Origin of the sequence: Vibrio maritimus, assembly GCF_021441885.1 — a bacterium.
GTDB lineage: Bacteria > Pseudomonadota > Gammaproteobacteria > Enterobacterales > Vibrionaceae > Vibrio > Vibrio maritimus_B.
In genome coordinates this window covers 238907-259307 of sequence record NZ_CP090438.1, presented here as the reverse complement: position 1 = coordinate 259307, position 20401 = coordinate 238907, and the positions used below count along the sequence as shown (strand labels likewise).

Here is a 20401-nt window from a genome sequence, read left to right as displayed (position 1 = left end):
GCAAACGCACTTATAAGAACAATATAACTATTACTAAGATTTTGACCATTTGGATTTAAGACATGTCACTACCACACGTTATCCTTACTGTCCTAAGCACTCGTGACGCGACTGGCTACGACATTACTAAGGAATTTTCTGCTAGCATCGGTTACTTCTGGAAGGCAAGCCACCAGCAGGTTTACCGTGAGCTAAACAAGATGGCTGATAAAGCCCTCGTTACCTGTAAACTTGAGCCTCAAGAAGGCAAACCAGACCGTAAGGTTTACTCAATCACTGACGCTGGCCGTGGGGCGCTTGGCGAGTGGTTTGAGCAACCAACCGTACACCCAACCGTTCGTGATGAGTTCTCAGCGAAGCTAGCTGCTTGTGCAGTTCAGCCTTCAGCAGCGTTCCGCATCCAACTCGAAGAGCTTATCGAAGAGTCTAAAAAGCTGGTTGCACACTACCGTGAGATTGAAGCAGCCTACTACGCAACTCCAAGCACGCTAGAGAAGCACGCACGCCTTGAGCGCCTGACTCTTCGTCGCAACCTACTTGCACGTCAAGCATGGTTAGACTGGGCAGAAGAAGCACTTGCTGAGCTAGAAGCACTCGCGTAATCAACTACTGATTCAACGCATAGCAAAACGCCAGTCTACAAAGACTGGCGTTTTTTGTTTGGGACTAAAACTCTCGGTTATGCTTCAGGGCGAACGCCGAGTGTGTGGCACAGTGCGTAAGTCATTTCTGCGCGGTTTAGGGTGTAGAAGTGGAAATCCTTCACACCTTCACGGCTCAGTACACGAACCATGTCGATCGCTTGGCTCGCGCCCACCAATTGGCGAGTCATTAGGTCGTCATCGAGACCTTCAAACTGTTTTTGCATCCAACCTGGTACTTTCACCTTGTTCATCGCTGCAAAGCGTGACGCTTGTTTAAAGTTGGTCACAGGCAGAATACCTGGAACAATCTCTACATCGATACCAGCCGCCACACAGCGGTCACGAAAGCGTAGGTAGCTCTCTACATCAAAGAAGAACTGAGTGATCGCACGGTTCGCACCCGCATCCACTTTACGCTTTAGGTTAAGAAGATCCGCCTGAGCACTCTTCGCTTCTGGGTGAACCTCAGGAAACGCAGCGACGGAAATATCAAAGTCGTGGCGAGATTTTAGTAGCTCAACTAGGTCAGACGCATACATGTCTGGCTGACCGCCGCCTTCAGGAATATCACCACGCAGAGCAACGATGTTCTTAATACCATTCGCCCAGTAGTCTTCAGCGATATCGATAAGCTCATCACGTGACGCATCGATACACGTTAGGTGCGGCGCTGCCACAAGGCCTGTCTCTGATTTAATTTCTTTGATGATAGAGTGCGTACGGTCGCGCTCACCAGAGTTAGCACCGTAAGTCACTGAGACAAACTTAGGCTTAAGTGTTTTTAGGCGATGAACCGATTTCCACAGCGTCTCTTCCATTGTCGGCGTGCTCGGCGGAAAGAACTCGAATGAAACATTAATATTGTCCGATAGCTCAGCAATATTCTGGTTCAAAGCATCAATGTGGCCTGCGTGTGTGTATCCCATGGTCCTCTCCCTAATCACCAAGATTGGTTATCCCATCCAATCTCAGATTAAAACCTGTCTGTCTTTAAATGATGATTTTTTAATTTTTGACGTTTAGACGTCTATATGTCTACAGAATGAAATGAATGGGTTTTAAAGTCAATAGAGGGATTATGAATTTTTTTCATGTGGAGAGTTAGGGAAATTGAAGATGGAGGTGAGAGTGGTTTGTCGAGGGAATAGTTTAGATAGATAAGCGCTGGAAGTTTCGCAGCGCTGGCGCTTTACCCCTCCTAGCCTCCCGGCTACGCGCCCGCTTGTAAGGGGAGGAACAACGGCTAGCTGCGCATCGCCTATGATCTCGCTATAGGCTACGCGACGATAGGAGCGAGCCCGTCATTCTCCCCCTAATATAGGGGGAGCTAGAGGGGGTATAGCTCTTAATCTTGCTTTTGCTTTTGCTTTTGCTTTTGCTTTTGCTTTTGCTTTTGCTTTTGCTCTTAAAAGCTATCAATCAAAAAAAGCTCGACATCAAATTCAAATCCGACTGAATCGCTCCAGCCGTCACTTCACGCCCAGCACCAGGACCACGAATAACCAACGGATTATCTTTGTACCACTTACTCTCAATCGCAAAGATATTGTCGCAAGGTAAAAGGTTTGCCAGCGCATGCTCTTTCGATAGCGCTTCAATCCCTACACGAGCCTTACCTTGTCGATCTAAACGAGCAACGTATCGCAGCACTTTGTCTTCACGTTGAGCCTTCTCTAAACGCTCTTGCAAGATCTCACTAAGCAGTGTGGCTTTCTCAAAGAAGCCCTCTAGCGATAGCTCAGCAAGCTCTTCAGGAACCAAAGATTCCACTTCGACGGCGTCAGGCTCGATATCGAGCCCCGATTCACGAGCTAAGATAACGAGCTTACGCATCACATCAGAGCCATCAAGATCTGAGCGAGGGTCCGGCTCGGTTAAGCCCTGCTGCCACGCTAGGTCGACAAGCTCAGCAAATGGTACAGAGCCGTCAAACTGCTGGAACAACCACGACAAGGTGCCTGAGAATATCCCTGAAAGCGCAACGATATCATCACCACTTTCACGAAGGTCACGAACGGTATGGTTTATTGGTAACCCCGCGCCCACAGTGGCATTGTAGAGCCAGTGACGACCGGTTTTCGAAAACGCATCTTGCACGGCGTGATAGTCATTACTTGGAGCAGAGCCCGCAACCTTGTTTGCTGAGATAAGGTGGAGACCATGCTCTGCGATGCTGACGTATCTTTCCGCCAGTGCCGCACTCGCTGTTACGTCTAACACCACGCCTTCGTCGTAGCCTTGAAGTGCCGCTAGGCGCTGTAGCCAGATGTCACCTTGGTATTCAATCGCTTCATCTTCATAGCGCGCGAGCACCTGCTGCTCGTCGATGCCATCTTCATCAAACCAATAAGTCTGGCTATCGATAACTGCGACTAAGTTGAAACTCATACCACGGCGTTTCTCGAGCTCGCTTTTCTGCTCTTTAAATAGAGATAACCAGCTTGAGCCAATATTGCCCTTACCGCACAGCGCCACCGCAACACGCTTTTGCGCTTGGAATAGCTGAGTATGGACCGACTTCACGAGAGGTTGAATGTCTGACTTACGTAGCACAGCTGCAAGACTCAATTGCGACTCAGCTTCGGAGATGAACTCAACTGGCGCATGTTTAAGTTGCTGATAGAAGCCAAAACAGTGATTGGCATTTTTAGTCACGCCCGCCCCTACCGCAGCCAGCATGGAATAGCCTTCTTTTAGCTTAATTTCCGCTTCAATCGCTAGGTCTTGCAGCTCAGTAAGCGCGCCAGAGGCAATTTCCGCGGTATAAGCAAGGCGAATTCTAGATTGGTCCGCCTGCGCTTCAAACGCTAACGGTGCCAACTGTGCGCGCTTAAGACTATTAAGCACTTCAGTCTGTGCACGTTCAAAATCGTGACCCGCACCAAATGCCAGTTCAATAAGCAGTACTTCATCGAGTGACGTGATAATTTTTGCGCCGCGCCCCGATGCAAGCACACGCTCAATGCGTGTTGACCCGGACTCAGGCTGATAGCTACAGCGTAGATTCAAGTCCATCGCGCTTTGAGCAACAGGCTGAAGCGTACGACTGTGCAATACAGGTGCTGCAAGACGTGCCAATTCGCTGGCTTCATCTAAACGCAGCAAAGGCAATAGACATGCATCGCTCACCACGCGTGGATCCGCGCTGTACACACCTGCCACGTCACTCCAAATCGTCACGCATGACACTTCCGCCAATGCGCCAATGACAGTAGCAGAATAGTCAGAGCCATTACGACCCAGCAGCACGGTTTCGCCGCATTCACTTTGCGCCATAAAGCCAGTGATCACGACACGGTGATGCGCATGTTGCGCCAATACTTCTTTGATCAGCGGGTACGATTTAGCGCGGTCTACCTCTGGCTGAGTGCCGAACTCAGCGCGAAGGAAGGCTCTTGCGTCTTGTGCCACTGCAGGCAAATCGCTCTGTCTAAGCAGTGCTGCCAGTAGACGTGAAGACCACACCTCGCCATGTCCTAGTACCGATGCGCGCTCAGCGTCTGTGAGCGGATAGCTAAGCTCACCAAGCGTGCTAAACTCATCGTGTAACTGAGACACAAGACCTTCGGCTTCTTCACCTGTTAGTAGTGACTCCACCAGCTCAGTCTGAAACTGACGAAGCGCCTGTAGGTGCTCGTGCGCAATGCGCCCATCTTTATTGAGCGCATCTAGAAATTCGATTAGACGGTTAGTGGTTTTACCCGCCGCCGAGACCACGATAAGGTCTTCTTCATTAGAGTAGTCCTTTAAGATAGAGACCACACGGCGATAACATTCAGGGTCCGCTAAGCTGCTGCCGCCAAATTTGTGCAACTGCTTACCTTGTTTGTTATTCAGGGTACTGCTTTGACTCATGCCGGCTTATCCTTTAAATGCAGATGCTTTCTCAAACGCTTGGGCAAGGTCATCAATCAGATCTTGCGCGTCCTCTAGACCAACAGAGAGGCGAAGGAGCTGCTGAGAAACGCCCGCTTCGGCTAGTGCTTCTTCGCCCATCGCACGGTGCGTCATAGACGCTGGGTGACAAATCAGACTTTCGACGCCGCCAAGAGACTCTGCGAGCGAGAATAGCTCTAGCTCACCAACAAAGTACTTAAGCTGCTCAAAGCTACCCGCGAACTCAAAGCTCAACATAGAGCCAAAGCCAGACTGCTGCTTCTTAGCAATCTCATGACCAGGGTGCTCAGGCAGGCTTGGGTGATAAATCACTTTTACCAATGGTTGCGGCTTAAGAAAATCTAGGATCTGTTGCGAGCTTTCTTCATGGACGCGCATACGTGCGCCAAGGGTACGAATACCGCGCAAAGTCATGTAGCTATCAAAAGGCGTACCCGTCGCACCGATGCAGTTGCCCCACCATGCGAGCTCTTCTGCATGCTCTTCCGTTTTGGTGATCACCACGCCACCAATCACGTCAGAGTGACCGTTGATATACTTGGTCGTTGAGTGAATCACAAAGTCTGCGCCAAGCTCGAGAGGCTTTTGGTACACAGGTGTCAAAAAGGTATTGTCTACTGCTACAAGCGCACCGACCTTTTTCGCTTTTTCACACACGGCGGCAATATCGACAACACGCACAAGTGGGTTAGACGGCGTTTCAAGCAAGATAAGTTTTGGTTTTTGCTCAAGCGCAGCATCGAAGGCTTGCTCGTCACTTTGGTCGACAAAATTAACCTTGAAGTCACCTTTTTGCGCACGCGTGTTGAACAAGCGGTACGTGCCACCATAACAGTCATGGGGAGCAATAATTGTGTCTTCTGGACCTAAGAAAGCAGAAACCCAAAGATTGAGTGCAGAAGTACCACAGTTCGTCACTACCGCGCCTTTACCAGACTCCAGCTCATACAAAGCAGTTTCTAACAAACCTCGGTTTGGGTTTCCTGAGCGGGTGTAATCGTAAGTCGGCACTTCCCCAAACGCAGGGAAACCATAGTTAGTAGAGAGATAAATAGGTGGCACCACAGCGTGATGCTGGGTATCCGATTCGATACCAGTACGTACGGCTATTGTCGCTGGCTTCCGATTGCTCATAGAAACTTCCTTTCTCAGATCGCATGGCTAGTTGGTGTAACCACAGTGTCTACTTTTACCGGTAATATGGGAACCGGCAAACGCCACAAACGTTAAAGAATTAACATTGCATTAAAATAAATGTCCACATTCGTTGCCCCACTTTACTTTCCAAAATGTGAGACGTCAACACTTCTAGACGTCTATATGTCTTTGCTTATGGCAGTAAATCCCGCTAAAATTGCAGCATTCTTATTACTACTATTTATGATTAACAGAGCGAAGGTGTGTAATGGCAGATTGGAATGGTGAATACATTAGCCCATATGCGGAGCACGGTAAGAAAAGCGAGCAGGTAAAAAAAATCACAGTGTCTATCCCGCTGAAGGTGCTAAAGGTATTGACCGATGAGCGTACTCGTCGCCAAATCAATAACCTACGCCATGCAACCAACAGTGAACTCTTGTGCGAAGCTTTCCTGCACGCCTACACTGGCCAGCCGCTTCCAACCGACGAAGATTTAAGAAAAGACCGTCCTGATGATATCCCAACAGAAGCGAAAGAGCTGATGACGGCGATGGGGATTGAGTTTGAAGCGTTTGATGAAGAGTAAGTAAATCAAATCATAAAAAAAGAGGGTCATCACGACCCTCTTTTTTCGTTTTAGAGCACTTGGCTTGCACCAACACCTCTAAACTAACAACCTTAAGCCATATAGCTATCAGGCAACTCAATACGAGCCACACCAGATTCAACCGCGGCTTTCGCTACCGCTTTAGCCACACGAGGAAGCAAACGTGGATCCATTGGTTTTGGAATGATGTAGTCCTTACCAAAGGTCAACGCCTCAACACCCGCGGCATTAAGTACGTCTTGTGGTACAGGTTCTTTCGCTAGCTCACGAATCGCTTCTACCGCTGCCAGTTTCATCTCATCATTAATCTCACTTGCACGCACATCAAGAGCGCCACGGAAGATAAACGGGAAACACAGCACGTTGTTTACCTGGTTCGGGTAGTCTGAACGACCTGTACCCATAATTAGGTCATCACGAACCTGATGAGCAAGCTCAGGTTTGATTTCTGGATCTGGGTTTGAACACGCAAATACGATTGGCTTGTCCGCCATCAGCTTAAGTGCTTCTGGTGGCAACAAATCAGGACCCGATACACCTAAGAATAGGTCCGCGCCTTCGATCACATCTTCTAGCGTGCGCTTATCAGTGTTGTTGGCAAACAGCTCTTTGTATTCGTTAAGATCGTCACGACGAGTGTGGATCACACCTTTGCGATCCAGCATGTAGATCTTCTCACGCATCGCGCCACATTTGATCAACAGCTCCATACACGCGATCGCCGCCGCGCCTGCACCTAGACAGACAATAGTGGTTTCTTTCAGATCTTTGCCCTGAAGCTCGATAGCGTTGAGCATGCCTGCAGCAGTAACAATCGCCGTACCGTGCTGGTCATCGTGGAATACCGGCACATCACAACGCTCGATAAGGCGTCGTTCAATCTCAAAACAGTCTGGTGCCTTAATATCTTCTAGGTTAATACCACCAAAGGTGTCTGAGATGTTCGCAACCGTATCTACGAACTCATCGATAGTGCGGTGTTTTACTTCAATATCAATGGAATCTAGGCCCGCGAAGCGTTTAAACAGTAAGGCTTTACCTTCCATAACTGGCTTAGAAGCCATTGGACCTAGGTTACCGAGACCTAGGATTGCGGTACCGTTAGAGATCACTGCGACCATATTGCCTTTCGCAGTGTATTTATAAACATTCTCGGCATTTTGCGCGATTTCACGCACAGGTTCTGCAACACCAGGGCTGTAGGCCAGTGCGAGATCAGCTGCTGAGTTGGCGGGTTTAGTTAATGCTACTTCGATTTTTCCAGGTACAGGGTTGGCATGGTAATCAAGCGCTTGCTGGCGAAATTCGTCAATTTGATGGTCATCGGACATGGTTAGCTATCCTGCTTTTATAAGACTGATTAGTTACTTAAGTGATGTTGTTATGAGTATAAGCCCGTTTATTTTTATTCGCGTTGCTTCTAAAGGGTTACACACACAGAGTGGGTACATTTGAACGGAGAGGAGGTATCTCTGATGTTCATTACTCTGACGGACTAATACTACGCGAGTTTATTAGGCTTTTGAATGGATGGAAGGGACGAAGCGAAGAAAAAAGTAGAGATAGGTAGCACGTTATGCAAGCGGATGTTGACAGGTAAACAAACAGCTAAAAAGCAAAAAGGACGCCGAAGCGTCCTTTTTTAATCTGCAAAAGTAATAATTACTTCTTGCTAGATAGAGCACCGAAACGCTTGTTGAAGCGATCAACACGGCCGCCAGTATCAACGATACGTTGCTTACCAGTGTAGAATGGGTGGCACTTGTCACATACGTCTAGGTGGATAGAATCTTTACCTAGAGTAGAGTTGAATTCGAATGTGTTGCCGCAAGAGCAAGTTGCTGTTACAGCTTTGTATTCTGGGTGGATACCAGCTTTCATGGGAAACCTCAATAATTTAGGCCGTGTCGCCATCCGATTCTAAGCCGGACACCACACGTAGTTAATAAATAGATGATACCATCGCTTTGCTTTTCAATATGAAAGCAAGAAGCCATGCCATCAAGGCGCAGTATAGTAATGAATAGTGCCAAGGGAATCAACTAAAATTGCGACTTTTTTCGCCACCTTCGGTGAGCCTTAGCCGATAAATTGATTATCCAGTCTATACAAGGCGACCCATACCGTTAGAATAGACGTCTTCTTTATCAATATCGACCTAACTATGCGCCCAAATGTCGCTCGAGTGGCTCTTCCAGTCCCACTTGATAAACAGTTTGACTACCTCGTCCCTGCCCACCTTTTTCCTGTGGTTGGCGGGCGCGTATCTGTTCCATTTGGACCAAAAACGCTCGTCGGTATTGTGATGCAGTTTAGCCATGAGTCTGAGTTTCCAATAGACAAACTCAAGCCGATAAAAGCAGCATTAGATACCGCGCCGGTTTGGTCTAAACCTCTTTTTGACCTTATCTCATGGTGCAGCCTTTATTACCAGCATCCACTCGGCGACACCTTGAGTAACGCCCTACCCGCAGCTCTTAGAAAAGGCAAGCCAGCTGAATTTGCCGCAACCGTGGAGTGGCAGATCACAGAAGCTGGCAAGACTCAATTAATGTCTGGCTTTGGGCGAGCGGTGAAGCAAGCCAAAGTCATGCATATGTTGGAATCTGGTCCGTGTTCGCATCAGCTGTTTATCGACAGTGACGTCAGCACTAGCGTCCTTAAGACACTGACGGAAAAAGGCTGGATCACGTCGATAGAGAGACAGACGCAACCCACTCATTGGCCAGAGGCGATCTGCAACGATCCTGTCGATCTTCGCTTGAATGCCGAACAAGCCGTGGCGATAGCGTCGGTTAACAGTCAGACTGAGTTTGGCTGCTACCTGCTTGAAGGCGTCACGGGTTCAGGCAAGACTGAAGTCTACCTGCAGATGATTAAGCCCATACTGGAGCGCGGACAGCAAGCTTTGGTGTTGGTGCCGGAGATTGGCCTTACTCCGCAAACCATCAATCGCTTTCGTAAACGTTTTAATGTGCCCATTGAGGTTGTCCACTCTGGTCTTAATGATACGGAGCGACTCAACGCGTGGTTAAGTGCACGCGACAAAGTGGCGGGTATTGTTATCGGTACGCGCTCGGCGCTACTTACGCCATTTGCCGACCTCGGCATTATTATTGTCGACGAGGAGCACGACACCTCATACAAGCAGCAAGACAGCCTGCGTTACCATGCCCGTGACGTCGCGGTAATGCGTGCTAACAAAGAGCAGATCCCGATTATTCTTGGCTCTGCCACGCCATCTATCGAAACGCTGCAAAATGCGCTGGCAGGCAAGTATCATCATTTAATTCTGAGCCAACGAGCAGGACTTGCGGTGCCGACGACCAATAAAGTCATTGACGTCAAAGGTCAGTTTCTAGAAGCCGGACTATCAGCGCCACTGATTGCTGAGCTGCGCCGCCATTTAGAAGCGGGCAACCAGGTGATGTTATTCCTCAACCGCCGTGGATTTAGCCCAGCCCTGATGTGCCACGAATGTGGCTGGACAGCAGAGTGTCACCGCTGTGATGCCTATTACACCTATCATCAGTCGAGTAACGAGATCCGCTGCCACCATTGTGGTTCACAGCGCCCTATTGTTCATCAGTGTGAGGGTTGCGGCTCGCATCAATTGGTTACCGTGGGCGTCGGGACAGAGCAGCTTGAAGCTCAGCTTGAAAGCCTGTTTCCTGAATACAATACCATTCGTATTGACCGAGACAGCACCAGACGCAAAGGCAGCCTAGAAGCGGCGCTCAATGCCATCAAGAACAATGAGTACCAGATCTTGATTGGTACCCAGATGCTAGCCAAAGGACACCACTTCCCTAACGTCACATTGGTCGCTCTACTCGATGTCGATGGCTCACTCTATAGCAGCGATTTTCGCGCGTCAGAGCGTTTAGCGCAGCTGTTTATTCAAGTTGCTGGGCGTGCGGGACGCGCGAGCAAGCCGGGTGAAGTGCTGCTGCAAACTCACCACCCAGAGCACCCACTGCTGCAAAGCCTACTTCATAAAGATTATCGCCATTTTGCCGAGACCGTGATTGAAGAGCGTAAACTGGCACAGTTGCCTCCATTTAGCTTCCTAACCCTAGTTCGCGCCGAGGCCAATAACAGCAATGACGTCGAGACCTTCTTACGTCAGGTTCGTTACTCATTAGAAGCTCATCCACTGTTTGATAGCGCTTGCATGGTGCTAGGTCCAACCCCAGCACCGATAGCAAAACGCGCAGGAAAAGCGCGCTGGCAACTCATGCTTCAAGTTCCCTCAAGACCACAGATGCAAAAAATCATCACTGCAGCCAAACCGGTTATCGCGCAATTACCGCTGGCGAAAAAGGTACGTTGGTCATTAGATATCGAGCCACAAGATTTAAGTTAATCGGTAAAATTTGATTAATAACAAAACGATAACCACTACGAGTTGTGATATGCTTCACAATTGTATTGCAAAATCTGTTAATCAGACCGTAACTTTCATTCGAGAAATGAATAATATTTAGTAATAGTTCATGATTATAAAAACGGATTTTGAAAATCTATTTATTAGATAAATTAAACATTTAACACAGCAATAACCCATCGCGAAACATAGCACTAAATAATAATAGTTATTCGATAGGTCTAGACATTTAAAAGAGGACAAACGTTTATGGCGACAATGAAGGATGTTGCCCAGCTTGCAGGCGTCTCTACGGCTACGGTATCAAGAGCTCTGATGAACCCAGAAAAAGTCTCATCATCTACTCGTAAGCGAGTGGAAGATGCGGTTTTAGAAGCTGGCTATTCTCCAAATTCACTCGCACGCAATCTTCGCAGAAATGAATCTAAAACCATTGTGACGATTGTACCTGACATCTGTGACCCATATTTCTCCGAGATCATTCGTGGTATTGAAGATGCCGCTATGGAGCATGGCTACCTCGTATTACTGGGGGATAGCGGTCAGTCGAAAAAACGTGAAACCTCGTTTGTGAACCTTGTATTCACCAAACAAGCTGATGGTATGTTGCTGTTAGGAACGGATCTTCCTTTCGACATCAGTAAACCAGAGCAAAAGAACCTGCCACCAATCGTCATGGCGTGTGAATTTGCGCCTGAGCTTGAGCTGCCAACCGTTCACATTGATAACCTGACCTCAGCGTTTGAAGCGGTGAACTACCTATCAAACCTTGGGCATAAGCGAATCGCTCAGATTGCTGGTCCAGACTCAGCATTCTTATGCCGGTTTAGACAGCAAGGCTACCAGCAAGCCCTGCGCCGTGCTGGTCTGCCAATGAATCCCGCGTACACCGTGAAGGGTGATTTCACCTTTGAAGCTGGCGCTAGACTTGTTCGCACCCTTTTAGCACTGCCTGAGCCACCAACCGCAATATTCTGTCACAATGATGTGATGGCGATTGGTGCCATGCAAGAGGCGAAGAAATTAGGGCTGCGTGTTCCTCAAGATCTCTCTGTCGTCGGCTTCGATGATATCCAATTTGCACAGTACTGCGATCCACCGTTGACGACTGTCTCACAGCCTCGCTATGAGATTGGACGACAAGCCATGTACATGATGCTCGAAGTGCTAAAAGGTGCCGATGTCAGAGCAGGCTCTCGTCTTCTCGATACAGAACTTGTGATCCGCGACAGTGCGGCTCCTCCAAGAATCCTGTAGTTGGCACGATACTGACTTGCAACTTGACCTTGTGGAATTTACCATGAGGTCAGTAAGTTATTTCAATCAGAACCTATCTAAGTGGCAAACCGAGACTATGTAAGACGGGGCAAAGGCACCAGCCGCCGACCTGCAAAAAAGAAGACTTCCGGTAAAAAACCGTGGCGCAGTGGTCTGCTGGCAATTATCTTAGCCGGCGCGTTTGGCTACGGGCTTTACACGCTCAGTAATGACCCAGAGCCGCCAAAGCCACAACCTACTGTCACAAAGCCAGCTAAGCCGAAACCAAAACCCGCTAAGCCAATTCCACCGCCTCCCGAAGAGAAGTGGGACTACGTAGAAACGCTGCCAAAGCGCGAGGTTGAAGTTCAAGCGAAAGAGCAAGTGGTCTCTAAGATCCCATACATCATGCAGTGTGGCGCTTACAAAACCTTGGCTCAAGCCGAGGCACGTAAGCTCGATATCGCCTTCCAGGGCATCTCTAGCCAGATCCGCAAAAAAGAAGGCAGCAGTTGGTTTAGGGTGGTACTTGGACCATACAAACTAAAGCGTGATGCCGAGCGTGATAAGCACAAGCTGCAACGTGCGAAGATCGAGCCTTGTGCTATCTGGAAAGAAGCGCAATAAGCCTTTTTGCCGTTAGACAAGTCATTACCTATAACCAGCCCCTGTTTTGCAGGGGCTGGTTTCGTTTAAGTCGGTCATAAGCCCTTCCCCTTGAATTCCATTCCATGCGTCCACATATCCATTCCATAACCGAATTAAAACCAATAAGAGGCAAACGTCGTGACTACTATTGTATCTGTACGCCGTAATAACAAAGTCGTGATCGCTGGTGATGGACAAGTATCCCTTGGCAACACCGTAATGAAAGGGAATGCCCGTAAGGTTCGTAGACTCTACAACAACCAAGTATTAGCAGGCTTCGCTGGCGGTACCGCTGACGCGTTTACTCTATTTGAGCGCTTTGAAAGCAAACTGCAAATGCACCAAGGTCACCTGACCAAAGCCGCGGTTGAGCTTGCTAAAGACTGGCGCAGCGACCGTGCACTTCGTAAGCTAGAAGCACTATTGGCAGTTGCTGATGAAACCGCTTCGCTTATCATCACAGGTAACGGCGATGTCGTGCAGCCAGAAAATGACCTAATTGCAATTGGCTCTGGTGGTAACTTTGCACAAGCCGCTGCGACAGCACTACTAGAAAACACAGAGCTCGACGCACGTGAAATCGCAGAAAAAGCCCTAAAGATTGCTGGTGATATTTGTGTCTTCACTAACCATCACCACACGATTGAAGAACTCGATAGCGACGCAACAGACAACAAGTAACGTCGACTAGAAATAGAATTTCTCAGGCTGCTGACGAAGTACGTCATCCCTGCATAAGCGGGGATCTATTGTTAGCAAGCACCAAGCCTTTGAGTAGATTCCTGTCTCCACAGGAATGACGTGCTTTTAAGCATGACACTGAAACTAACTAGGTCATGAGTCGAATTTCAAACTGACGAGCTTTAAAGTCAGAAGTTTTGTAAGGAATTGATTATGTCTGAAATGACTCCTCGCGAGATTGTTCATGAGTTAAACCGCCACATCATTGGCCAAGACAAAGCAAAGCGCTCTGTTGCTATCGCCCTGCGTAACCGCTGGCGTCGTATGCAGCTTGAAGAGAGCTTGCGTGTCGAAGTATCACCAAAAAACATCCTCATGATCGGTCCAACAGGTGTGGGTAAAACCGAGATTGCGCGCCGCCTAGCTAAACTTGCCAATGCACCGTTTATCAAGGTAGAAGCGACTAAATTCACTGAAGTGGGTTACGTGGGTAAAGAAGTCGAGACTATCATCCGCGATCTCACCGATGTAGCGATCAAGATGACCCACCAGCAAGCAATGGAAAAAGTAAAATTCCGTGCAGAAGAGCAAGCAGAAGAGCGCATCCTTGATGCCCTATTGCCACCAGCGCGTGACGCTTGGGGTCAAAATGAGCAACCCGAAGAGAGTTCATCGAATACGCGCCAGATCTTCCGTAAGAAACTGCGTGAAGGCAAGCTAGACGACAAAGAGATCGACATCGAAACTGCAGCTCCGCAAATGGGTGTGGAAATCATGTCTCCTCCTGGTATGGAAGAGATGACCAATCAGCTGCAAAGCATGTTCCAAAACCTTGGTGGCGACACTAAGAAGAAACGCAAACTAAAGATTAAAGAAGCATTCAAAGCGCTGACGGAAGAAGAAGCGGCGAAGCTCGTTAACCAAGAAGAGCTAAAAGAACAAGCAATCTACAACGTTGAAAACAACGGCATCGTGTTTATCGATGAGATCGACAAAATCTGTAAGCGCGGCGAAGCGTCTGGCCCTGATGTGTCTCGTGAAGGTGTACAACGTGACCTACTCCCTCTGATCGAGGGCAGCACAGTTTCTACCAAACACGGCATGGTGAAAACGGACCATATCCTGTTCATTACCTCGGGTGCATTCCAAGTGGCTAAACCATCGGATCTGATTCCTGAGCTTCAAGGTCGTCTACCGATCCGCGTTGAACTAGAAGCGCTAAGCAGCGATGACTTCAAACGCATCCTAACTGAGCCAAAAGCGTCACTAACAGAGCAGTACATTGCCCTAATGAAGACCGAAGAAGTGGACGTAGAGTTCACAACCGACGGCATCCAACAGATCGCGGATGCAGCATGGACAGTTAACGAAACCACCGAGAACATCGGAGCGCGACGTCTACATACCGTAATGGAACGCCTAATGGATGAAATTTCATTTGAAGCAACAGACAAGCCTGGTTCTAAGCTGGTAATCGACTCTGGCTATGTGAAGTCTAAGCTTGGTGAGTTTGTGGAAGATGAGGATTTGAGTCGCTTTATTCTTTAGTCGAGTGATTTTATATCATCGAACTTTAAGAACATCGCAACCCTATAGCTGTTGTCACCCCAGTGCAGGCAGGGGACTACTCAAAGCGCGCACCAAACCTCAAACAGATTCCTGCCTGCGTAGGCTCACGGCCAGTGGAATGACCAGAGTGGTGGGTACATCACTCTCAAAACTATCCCTAACCTGAAACTATCGTCACCCCTGCGCAGGCAGGGGTCTTCTCAAAGCTCGCACCAAGCCTCAAGTAGATTCCTGCCAGCGCAGGAATGACGAAAGTTATTGGTTCGGCATGCCCAAAATGGTCGTAGCCCCACTAGCCTTGTGTCTGCGCAGGCGCACGGCTAATGAAATGACCTGAATTGTAGGTTCATCACCACAACTCATGACTCAAATCCTTCCAATAAGGATTATTACTCGTCACTAGCTCATTCTTCCATGCATGGTTCCAATCTCGGATTTGCTGTTCTCTAAACATCGCCTCCTCCATCGTTTCGAACCACTCATAGTGAACCAGTTGATTCACCTGATACTTTTTCACCATACCCTCAGTCACACCATGTTTATGTTTCCACATGCGCTCCGATAGATTTGCGGTGACCCCAATATAAATCACACCACGCCCTTTTGAGGTCGTGATGTACATACAAGGCTTCTTTGTCGTCGTCATTTTCTGATCTCTGTTTTTACCTCTGCCAACAACGACATGCTAACGAGTTTCAAAGATCAGATTTTCAGCGCACTTCACGCCTTTCCCAATATCATACTAATCTCATACTACGACCTTATAATTCATGCGTGTTTAGCCTGTTCTGCTTTTCCCGTATACTAAAACAAACTGTTAAATTAAAAATCGCACATGAACTCATCTTTTCGAATCTGGTTAGACGCCGCCAGACCTAAAACGCTTCCACTTGCGCTGGTATCGATTGTGACAGGTAGCGCCCTCGCCTTCTCCAAAGGAGAGATGTCATGGAGTGTTGCAGTCCTCGCCCTACTCACGGCTACCTTGCTGCAAATCTTGTCCAACCTCGCTAACGATTATGGGGATGCGGTAAAAGGCACGGACAACGAAAACCGTCTCGGTCCAATGCGCGCGATTCAGTCCGGTGAAGTCACGCAGCAAGACATGAAAAAAGCGATTATTTTAAATGTGGTACTGACAATAGCCTCTGGTCTGTTTTTGGTATTGCATGCCCTTGAATCACTACAGAACATCCTCGCCTTTATTGGGCTGGGTGTCCTAGCTATCGTTGCTGCTATTGCATACACAGTGGGTAACAAACCCTATGGCTACGTTGGTCTTGGCGATATCTCCGTCTTTATCTTCTTTGGCTTACTAGGCGTCTCTGGTACCTACTTCCTGCACACTGGACACCTCGATACCCTATTGTTCTTACCCGCAATTGGCTGCGGACTGCTTGCGGTTGCGGTACTCAACGTCAACAACATGCGTGATATAGAAAATGACAGCGCTTGTGGCAAACGCACCGTCGCCGTCCGATTAGGTGAGCACAAAGCGAAGCTGTATCACTTTATTCTGCTCATGGCCGCGGTTGCGGCTTTTGCTATTTACCTGTCGGTTCAGCAATCACCGCTTTGGATTAGCCTGCCATTTGTGCTCAGTCTCGTGGTCGTTCTCAAGCACGGCAAAGCCGTATGGCAAACGACGCAGCCAGCGCAAATCGCCCCTATGATGCCTATCGTAGTGAAATGCTCACTGGTCACTAATATCCTGTTTTCTGGAGTGGTTATAGCTCAAACTCTGATCACTTAATTGAGCCTTGTCATTGCATTGACCTATTCACCCGATATACTCGATTTATACTTTTTGTAAACTGCATAGAAGAGTCGCCATGGAATACAGTACTTCAGCCCTATGTGATATCTACTTAGATCAAGTAGACGTTGTTGAACCAATGTTTAGTAACTTTGGCGGCAGAGCCTCGTTTGCAGGTCAAATTACCTCGGTAAAATGTTTTGAAGACAACGGGGTCATTCGAGAGATGCTAGAGCAAGATGGCGTGGGTCGCGTTTTGTTGATTGACGGTGGTGGTTCGCTACGAAAAGCGCTAATTGACGCTGAGATAGCCCAGCTTGCGGAAGACAACGAATGGGAAGGCATTGTGGTTTACGGCTGCGTACGTGAAGTAGACGAGCTCGAAGACATGAATTTAGGTATCCAAGCGCTCGCCTCTATTCCTGTTGGCGCCGCTCAGTCTGATGTTGGTGAAGTGGATGTGCCGGTTAACTTTGGTGGCGTGACCTTCCTGCCAGAAGACTATGTGTATGCCGACAATACGGGCATCATCTTATCTCAAGAGCCTCTGGATGTGAGTTTCGATGAAGAGTCTGATGAGGTCGAAGAGTAGCTAACCTCAGTCTCGCATCGAGCAACAACTTGTTGAAATTCATAAAAAAAACGGGAGCCATTGGGCTCCCGTTTTTTATTAACTGTTTCTGCTATTAAGCCAGCCGAGATTAATCGTTACCAAACAGGTCTCGCGTGTAGACCTTCTCAGCTACGTCTTCTAGTTCAGGCAACATGCGGTTCGAGATAATCAAATCCGCCTCCTGTTTAAACGCATCCACATCGCGAATCACGCGCGAGTGGAAGAAGTGCTCTTCTTTCAATACAGGCTCATACACAATCACTTCGATGCCTTTCGCTTTAAGGCGCTTCATGATGCCCTGAATGCTCGAGGCTCGGAAGTTATCAGAGCCAGACTTCATGATAAGACGATAAACACCGACGACTTTCGGCTCGCGCTTTAGGATCGACTCAGCAATAAAGTCTTTACGAGTGCGGTTCGCATCCACGATAGCGCCAATAATATTGTTTGGTACTTCCTGGTAGTTCGCCAAAAGCTGCTTGGTGTCTTTCGGTAAGCAGTAGCCGCCGTAGCCAAACGAAGGGTTACAGTAGTGACCACCAATTCGTGGGTCAAGCGCGACACCTTCGATGATTTGGCGCGTATCCAGACCCAAGGCTTCAGCATAAGAGTCCAACTCGTTAAAGTAAGCCACACGCATCGCTAGATAAGTGTTTGAGAACAGCTTCACCGCCTCTGCCTCTGTCGAGTCAGTGAACAGCACATCAATCTCTTCTTTCTGCGCACCTTCCACTAGCATTTCTGCAAACACCTTAGCCCGCTCACTGCGCTCGCCAATAATAATGCGAGAAGGGTTTAGGTTATCGTAAAGCGCACTGCCTTCACGCAGAAACTCTGGTGAGAAGAAGACATTTTCTGTACCTAGCTCTTCACGAACGCGAGACGTATAGCCTACAGGAATCGTCGATTTAATGACGATCACCGCGTCTTTGTTAACTGCCAAGACATCTTTAATTACCGCCTCTACAGAGCCAGTATTGAAGTAGTTGGTTTGCGGATCATAGTCTGTTGGCGTCGCCACAATCACATAATCTGCACCAGAGTACGCCAGCTCTTTATCCAACGTCGCAGTGAAGTTCAGATCGTCACGCTTAAGGAATGCCTCAATCTCAGCATCAACAATCGGCGATTGCCCATTGCATAGCATCTCAACTTTCTCAGCGTTAATATCAACCGCCACTACCTCATGGTTCTGAGCCAGTAACATCGCATTTGATAGGCCTACATAGCCTGTTCCAGCAACCGCTATTTTCATTGTTCTGTCTTTTAATTTGTTTGTGATTTATTTTCGTTGGCTTGTGCCCATACCAGATCACCAATGCCGTCTGTCGGTACGAATCCCGTTGGAGCATCTAGCATCAGCTGTCGCAACTTAGGTTGATCATAATCTTGTGCCGCACTCAACAAATCGTCAAGTAACTGATTGTATTCATCTTGCTCCATCGACACTTCGCTCGCAGTCATAATGCGATCGTGAGACGTCTTCGAAACGGAATCTCCAATAAGAAGCTCTTCAAATAACTTCTCACCAGGTCTTAAGCCAGTGTATAAAATTTCAATATCACCATCTGGGTTATGGGTGTCTTTCACCTCTAGACCCGATAGATGGATGAGGTTTTTAGCCAGCTCTGCAATGCGTACAGGCTCCCCCATATCCAACACAAACACATCACCGCCCTTTCCCATAGCTCCGGCTTGAATCACCAACTGCGCGGCCTCAGGGATGGTCATGAAATAGCGAATAATGTCTTTGTGGGTAACCGTAACAGGGCCGCCCTTAGCAATCTGAGCCTTGAACAAAGGAATCACTGAGCCAGAAGAGCCAAGCACATTTCCAAAGCGGACCATCGAGAAAAGCGTGTTATGTTCCGTTTGATATCCTTTAGCTAAAGCCTGCAAACCAAGCTCAGCCAAACGCTTAGTTGTCCCCATTACGTTGGTAGGACGAACCGCTTTATCGGTAGAGATAAGAACGAACGAAGAAACCCCAGCCTCAATAGCCGCGCACGCTGCTCGATAGGTTCCCAGAACATTGTTTTGAACACCCTCGGCGACATTAAACTCAACCATCGGCACGTGTTTATAAGCAGCGGCATGGTACACAGTGTCGACTTTGTACGCCGACATCGTTTGTTCAAGTCGATGTTGGCTTTGCACGTTGCCCATGATAGGCACTAAGTTGACAGTTTGTGTCAGTTGACGAAGTTCGCGGTCAATTCGATACAATGAGTACTCAGAGGCTTCAAACAGTATCAAAACCGTCGGTTGATGCTTGATGATCTGACGACATAACTCTGAGCCAATCGAACCACCAGCACCGGTGACCATAACCGCTTTGCCTTTGATATTTTTCTCTAACAAAGCCTGATTAGGTGCCACCTGGTCACGACCAAGTAAGTCCTCAATCGCCACCTCTTTCAGTTGATCAATCTGAAGTTCACCATTAACGATATCGCTCAGGTTTGGAATCGTCATGACTTCGACAGGATAGTCAGAAAGAAGCTCGATAACCGATTTACGCTCGCTACGTGATGCCGATGGCATCGCCAGCAAGACTTTCTCTACATTGTGCTTATCTATCAAACGCGGCAGGTACTTGCGTCGAAAGACCGTCACACCCTGAATGGTGGTTTTGTGCATTTTTCGATTATCATCAATGAACGCAGCAACGCGATACTCATCACTCTGAGACACTACGTTGTACAACTGCCTACCCGCTTTACCTGCTCCGTAAATCAGAACGGGAACTCGTCCTGTTACCAAAAAATCCGAGAGCAAAAAGCGCACGAGTAGCCTAGCACCACCACACAAACAGACCAGGAAAGTCGCATAAATGACAGGAACAGAGCGAGGCAAAAAGATCTGGAAATAGTAGGAGAACAGCACGATAGAGAGTGCAGAAATAGCAGCACCAAAGGCAATAGTGACGACAGCTTGAAGGCTCAAATAGCGCAGGATAGCGCGATATAGTCCTGTATTAACAAACGCAATTAGCGTAACAACAGTGACCGACGCTAGAACATACCAATATTCAGAATCAAACCAATAGTCTTGGATTGAGCCCATACGAGAGTAAAAAGCCGTCCAAAAAGAGACAAAGATGAAAATGACATCAACAACAATGCTGACCACTCTTTTGGCTGGTCTTGGCATTGCCCATATAGGGTTTAGAGAAAGCACCAGTTAACTCCTAGACGCAAAA

At 48.1% G+C, this 20401-nt stretch carries 17 protein-coding genes; 9 read left to right on the top strand and 8 right to left on the bottom strand.

The window, feature by feature from the left end:
• Positions 1–62 precede the first annotated feature (62 nt).
• Positions 63–602: a PadR family transcriptional regulator gene (locus tag LY387_RS01190; protein ID WP_042477158.1), complete on the top strand. Its 540-nt coding sequence runs from the start codon at positions 63–65 to the stop codon at positions 600–602.
• 77 nt (positions 603–679) lie between these two features.
• Here the strand turns inward: LY387_RS01190 and metF are convergent, their stop codons facing one another.
• The 3 genes from metF to LY387_RS01175 form a co-directional block, all read right to left on the bottom strand.
• On the bottom strand, positions 680–1570 hold the full coding sequence (metF, locus tag LY387_RS01185; RefSeq protein WP_042477154.1) for a methylenetetrahydrofolate reductase: 891 nt from the start codon (positions 1568–1570) through the stop codon (positions 680–682).
• Between the two features lie 493 nt (positions 1571–2063).
• Positions 2064–4499 (bottom strand): bifunctional aspartate kinase/homoserine dehydrogenase II, encoded by a 2436-nt coding sequence (locus LY387_RS01180; protein ID WP_234495059.1) that lies wholly within the window; start codon positions 4497–4499, stop codon positions 2064–2066.
• Between the two features lie 6 nt (positions 4500–4505).
• Complete coding sequence (locus LY387_RS01175) at positions 4506–5675, bottom strand: O-succinylhomoserine (thiol)-lyase (RefSeq protein WP_042477149.1); 1170 nt, start codon at positions 5673–5675, stop codon at positions 4506–4508.
• Positions 5676–5946: 271 nt separating this feature from the next.
• Here LY387_RS01175 and metJ point away from each other — a divergent pair, with 271 nt between their 5' ends.
• Positions 5947–6267 (top strand): met regulon transcriptional regulator MetJ, encoded by a 321-nt coding sequence (metJ, locus tag LY387_RS01170; protein ID WP_006071165.1) that lies wholly within the window; start codon positions 5947–5949, stop codon positions 6265–6267.
• Between the two features lie 92 nt (positions 6268–6359).
• Here metJ and LY387_RS01165 read toward each other — a convergent pair whose 3' ends face one another.
• Together LY387_RS01165 and rpmE are read right to left on the bottom strand one after the other, a co-directional pair.
• Positions 6360–7619, bottom strand: a complete 1260-nt coding sequence (locus tag LY387_RS01165; RefSeq protein ID WP_042477146.1) for a malic enzyme-like NAD(P)-binding protein — start codon at positions 7617–7619, stop codon at positions 6360–6362.
• Positions 7620–7950: 331 nt separating this feature from the next.
• Complete coding sequence (gene rpmE, locus LY387_RS01160) at positions 7951–8169, bottom strand: 50S ribosomal protein L31 (protein WP_006071169.1); 219 nt, start codon at positions 8167–8169, stop codon at positions 7951–7953.
• A gap of 283 nt (positions 8170–8452) precedes the next feature.
• Here rpmE and priA point away from each other — a divergent pair, with 283 nt between their 5' ends.
• The 5 genes from priA (at position 8453) to hslU (ending at position 14809) form a co-directional block, all read left to right on the top strand.
• Entirely contained in the window at positions 8453–10654 is a 2202-nt protein-coding gene (priA, locus tag LY387_RS01155) for a primosomal protein N' (RefSeq protein WP_234495058.1), read from the top strand.
• 270 nt (positions 10655–10924) lie between these two features.
• Complete coding sequence (gene cytR / locus LY387_RS01150; RefSeq protein WP_234495057.1) at positions 10925–11932, top strand: DNA-binding transcriptional regulator CytR; 1008 nt, start codon at positions 10925–10927, stop codon at positions 11930–11932.
• A gap of 81 nt (positions 11933–12013) precedes the next feature.
• Complete coding sequence (locus tag LY387_RS01145) at positions 12014–12559, top strand: SPOR domain-containing protein (protein ID WP_234495056.1); 546 nt, start codon at positions 12014–12016, stop codon at positions 12557–12559.
• 159 nt (positions 12560–12718) lie between these two features.
• Positions 12719–13261 (top strand): ATP-dependent protease subunit HslV, encoded by a 543-nt coding sequence (hslV, locus tag LY387_RS01140; protein ID WP_234495055.1) that lies wholly within the window; start codon positions 12719–12721, stop codon positions 13259–13261.
• Positions 13262–13474: 213 nt separating this feature from the next.
• Positions 13475–14809 (top strand): HslU--HslV peptidase ATPase subunit, encoded by a 1335-nt coding sequence (hslU, locus tag LY387_RS01135; RefSeq protein WP_234495054.1) that lies wholly within the window; start codon positions 13475–13477, stop codon positions 14807–14809.
• A 370-nt stretch (positions 14810–15179) separates the two neighbouring features.
• On the opposite strand, the gene LY387_RS01130 is transcribed toward hslU, so the two are convergent.
• Positions 15180–15476, bottom strand: a complete 297-nt coding sequence (locus tag LY387_RS01130; protein ID WP_234495053.1) for a GIY-YIG nuclease family protein — start codon at positions 15474–15476, stop codon at positions 15180–15182.
• Positions 15477–15665: 189 nt separating this feature from the next.
• Here LY387_RS01130 and LY387_RS01125 point away from each other — a divergent pair, with 189 nt between their 5' ends.
• Together LY387_RS01125 and rraA are read left to right on the top strand one after the other, a co-directional pair.
• Positions 15666–16583 carry a 1,4-dihydroxy-2-naphthoate polyprenyltransferase gene (locus LY387_RS01125; RefSeq protein WP_234495052.1) on the top strand — a complete coding sequence of 306 codons (918 nt, stop codon included), beginning with the start codon at positions 15666–15668 and terminating at the stop codon, positions 16581–16583.
• A gap of 79 nt (positions 16584–16662) precedes the next feature.
• A complete protein-coding gene (gene rraA, locus LY387_RS01120; protein ID WP_234495051.1) occupies positions 16663–17178 on the top strand; it encodes a ribonuclease E activity regulator RraA in 516 nt (171 codons plus the stop codon).
• 109 nt (positions 17179–17287) lie between these two features.
• Here the strand turns inward: rraA and LY387_RS01115 are convergent, their stop codons facing one another.
• Positions 17288–18454, bottom strand: a complete 1167-nt coding sequence (locus tag LY387_RS01115; RefSeq protein WP_234495050.1) for a nucleotide sugar dehydrogenase — start codon at positions 18452–18454, stop codon at positions 17288–17290.
• Between the two features lie 11 nt (positions 18455–18465).
• A complete protein-coding gene (locus tag LY387_RS01110; RefSeq protein WP_326491998.1) occupies positions 18466–20379 on the bottom strand; it encodes a nucleoside-diphosphate sugar epimerase/dehydratase in 1914 nt (637 codons plus the stop codon).
• Positions 20380–20401: the final 22 nt, after the last annotated feature.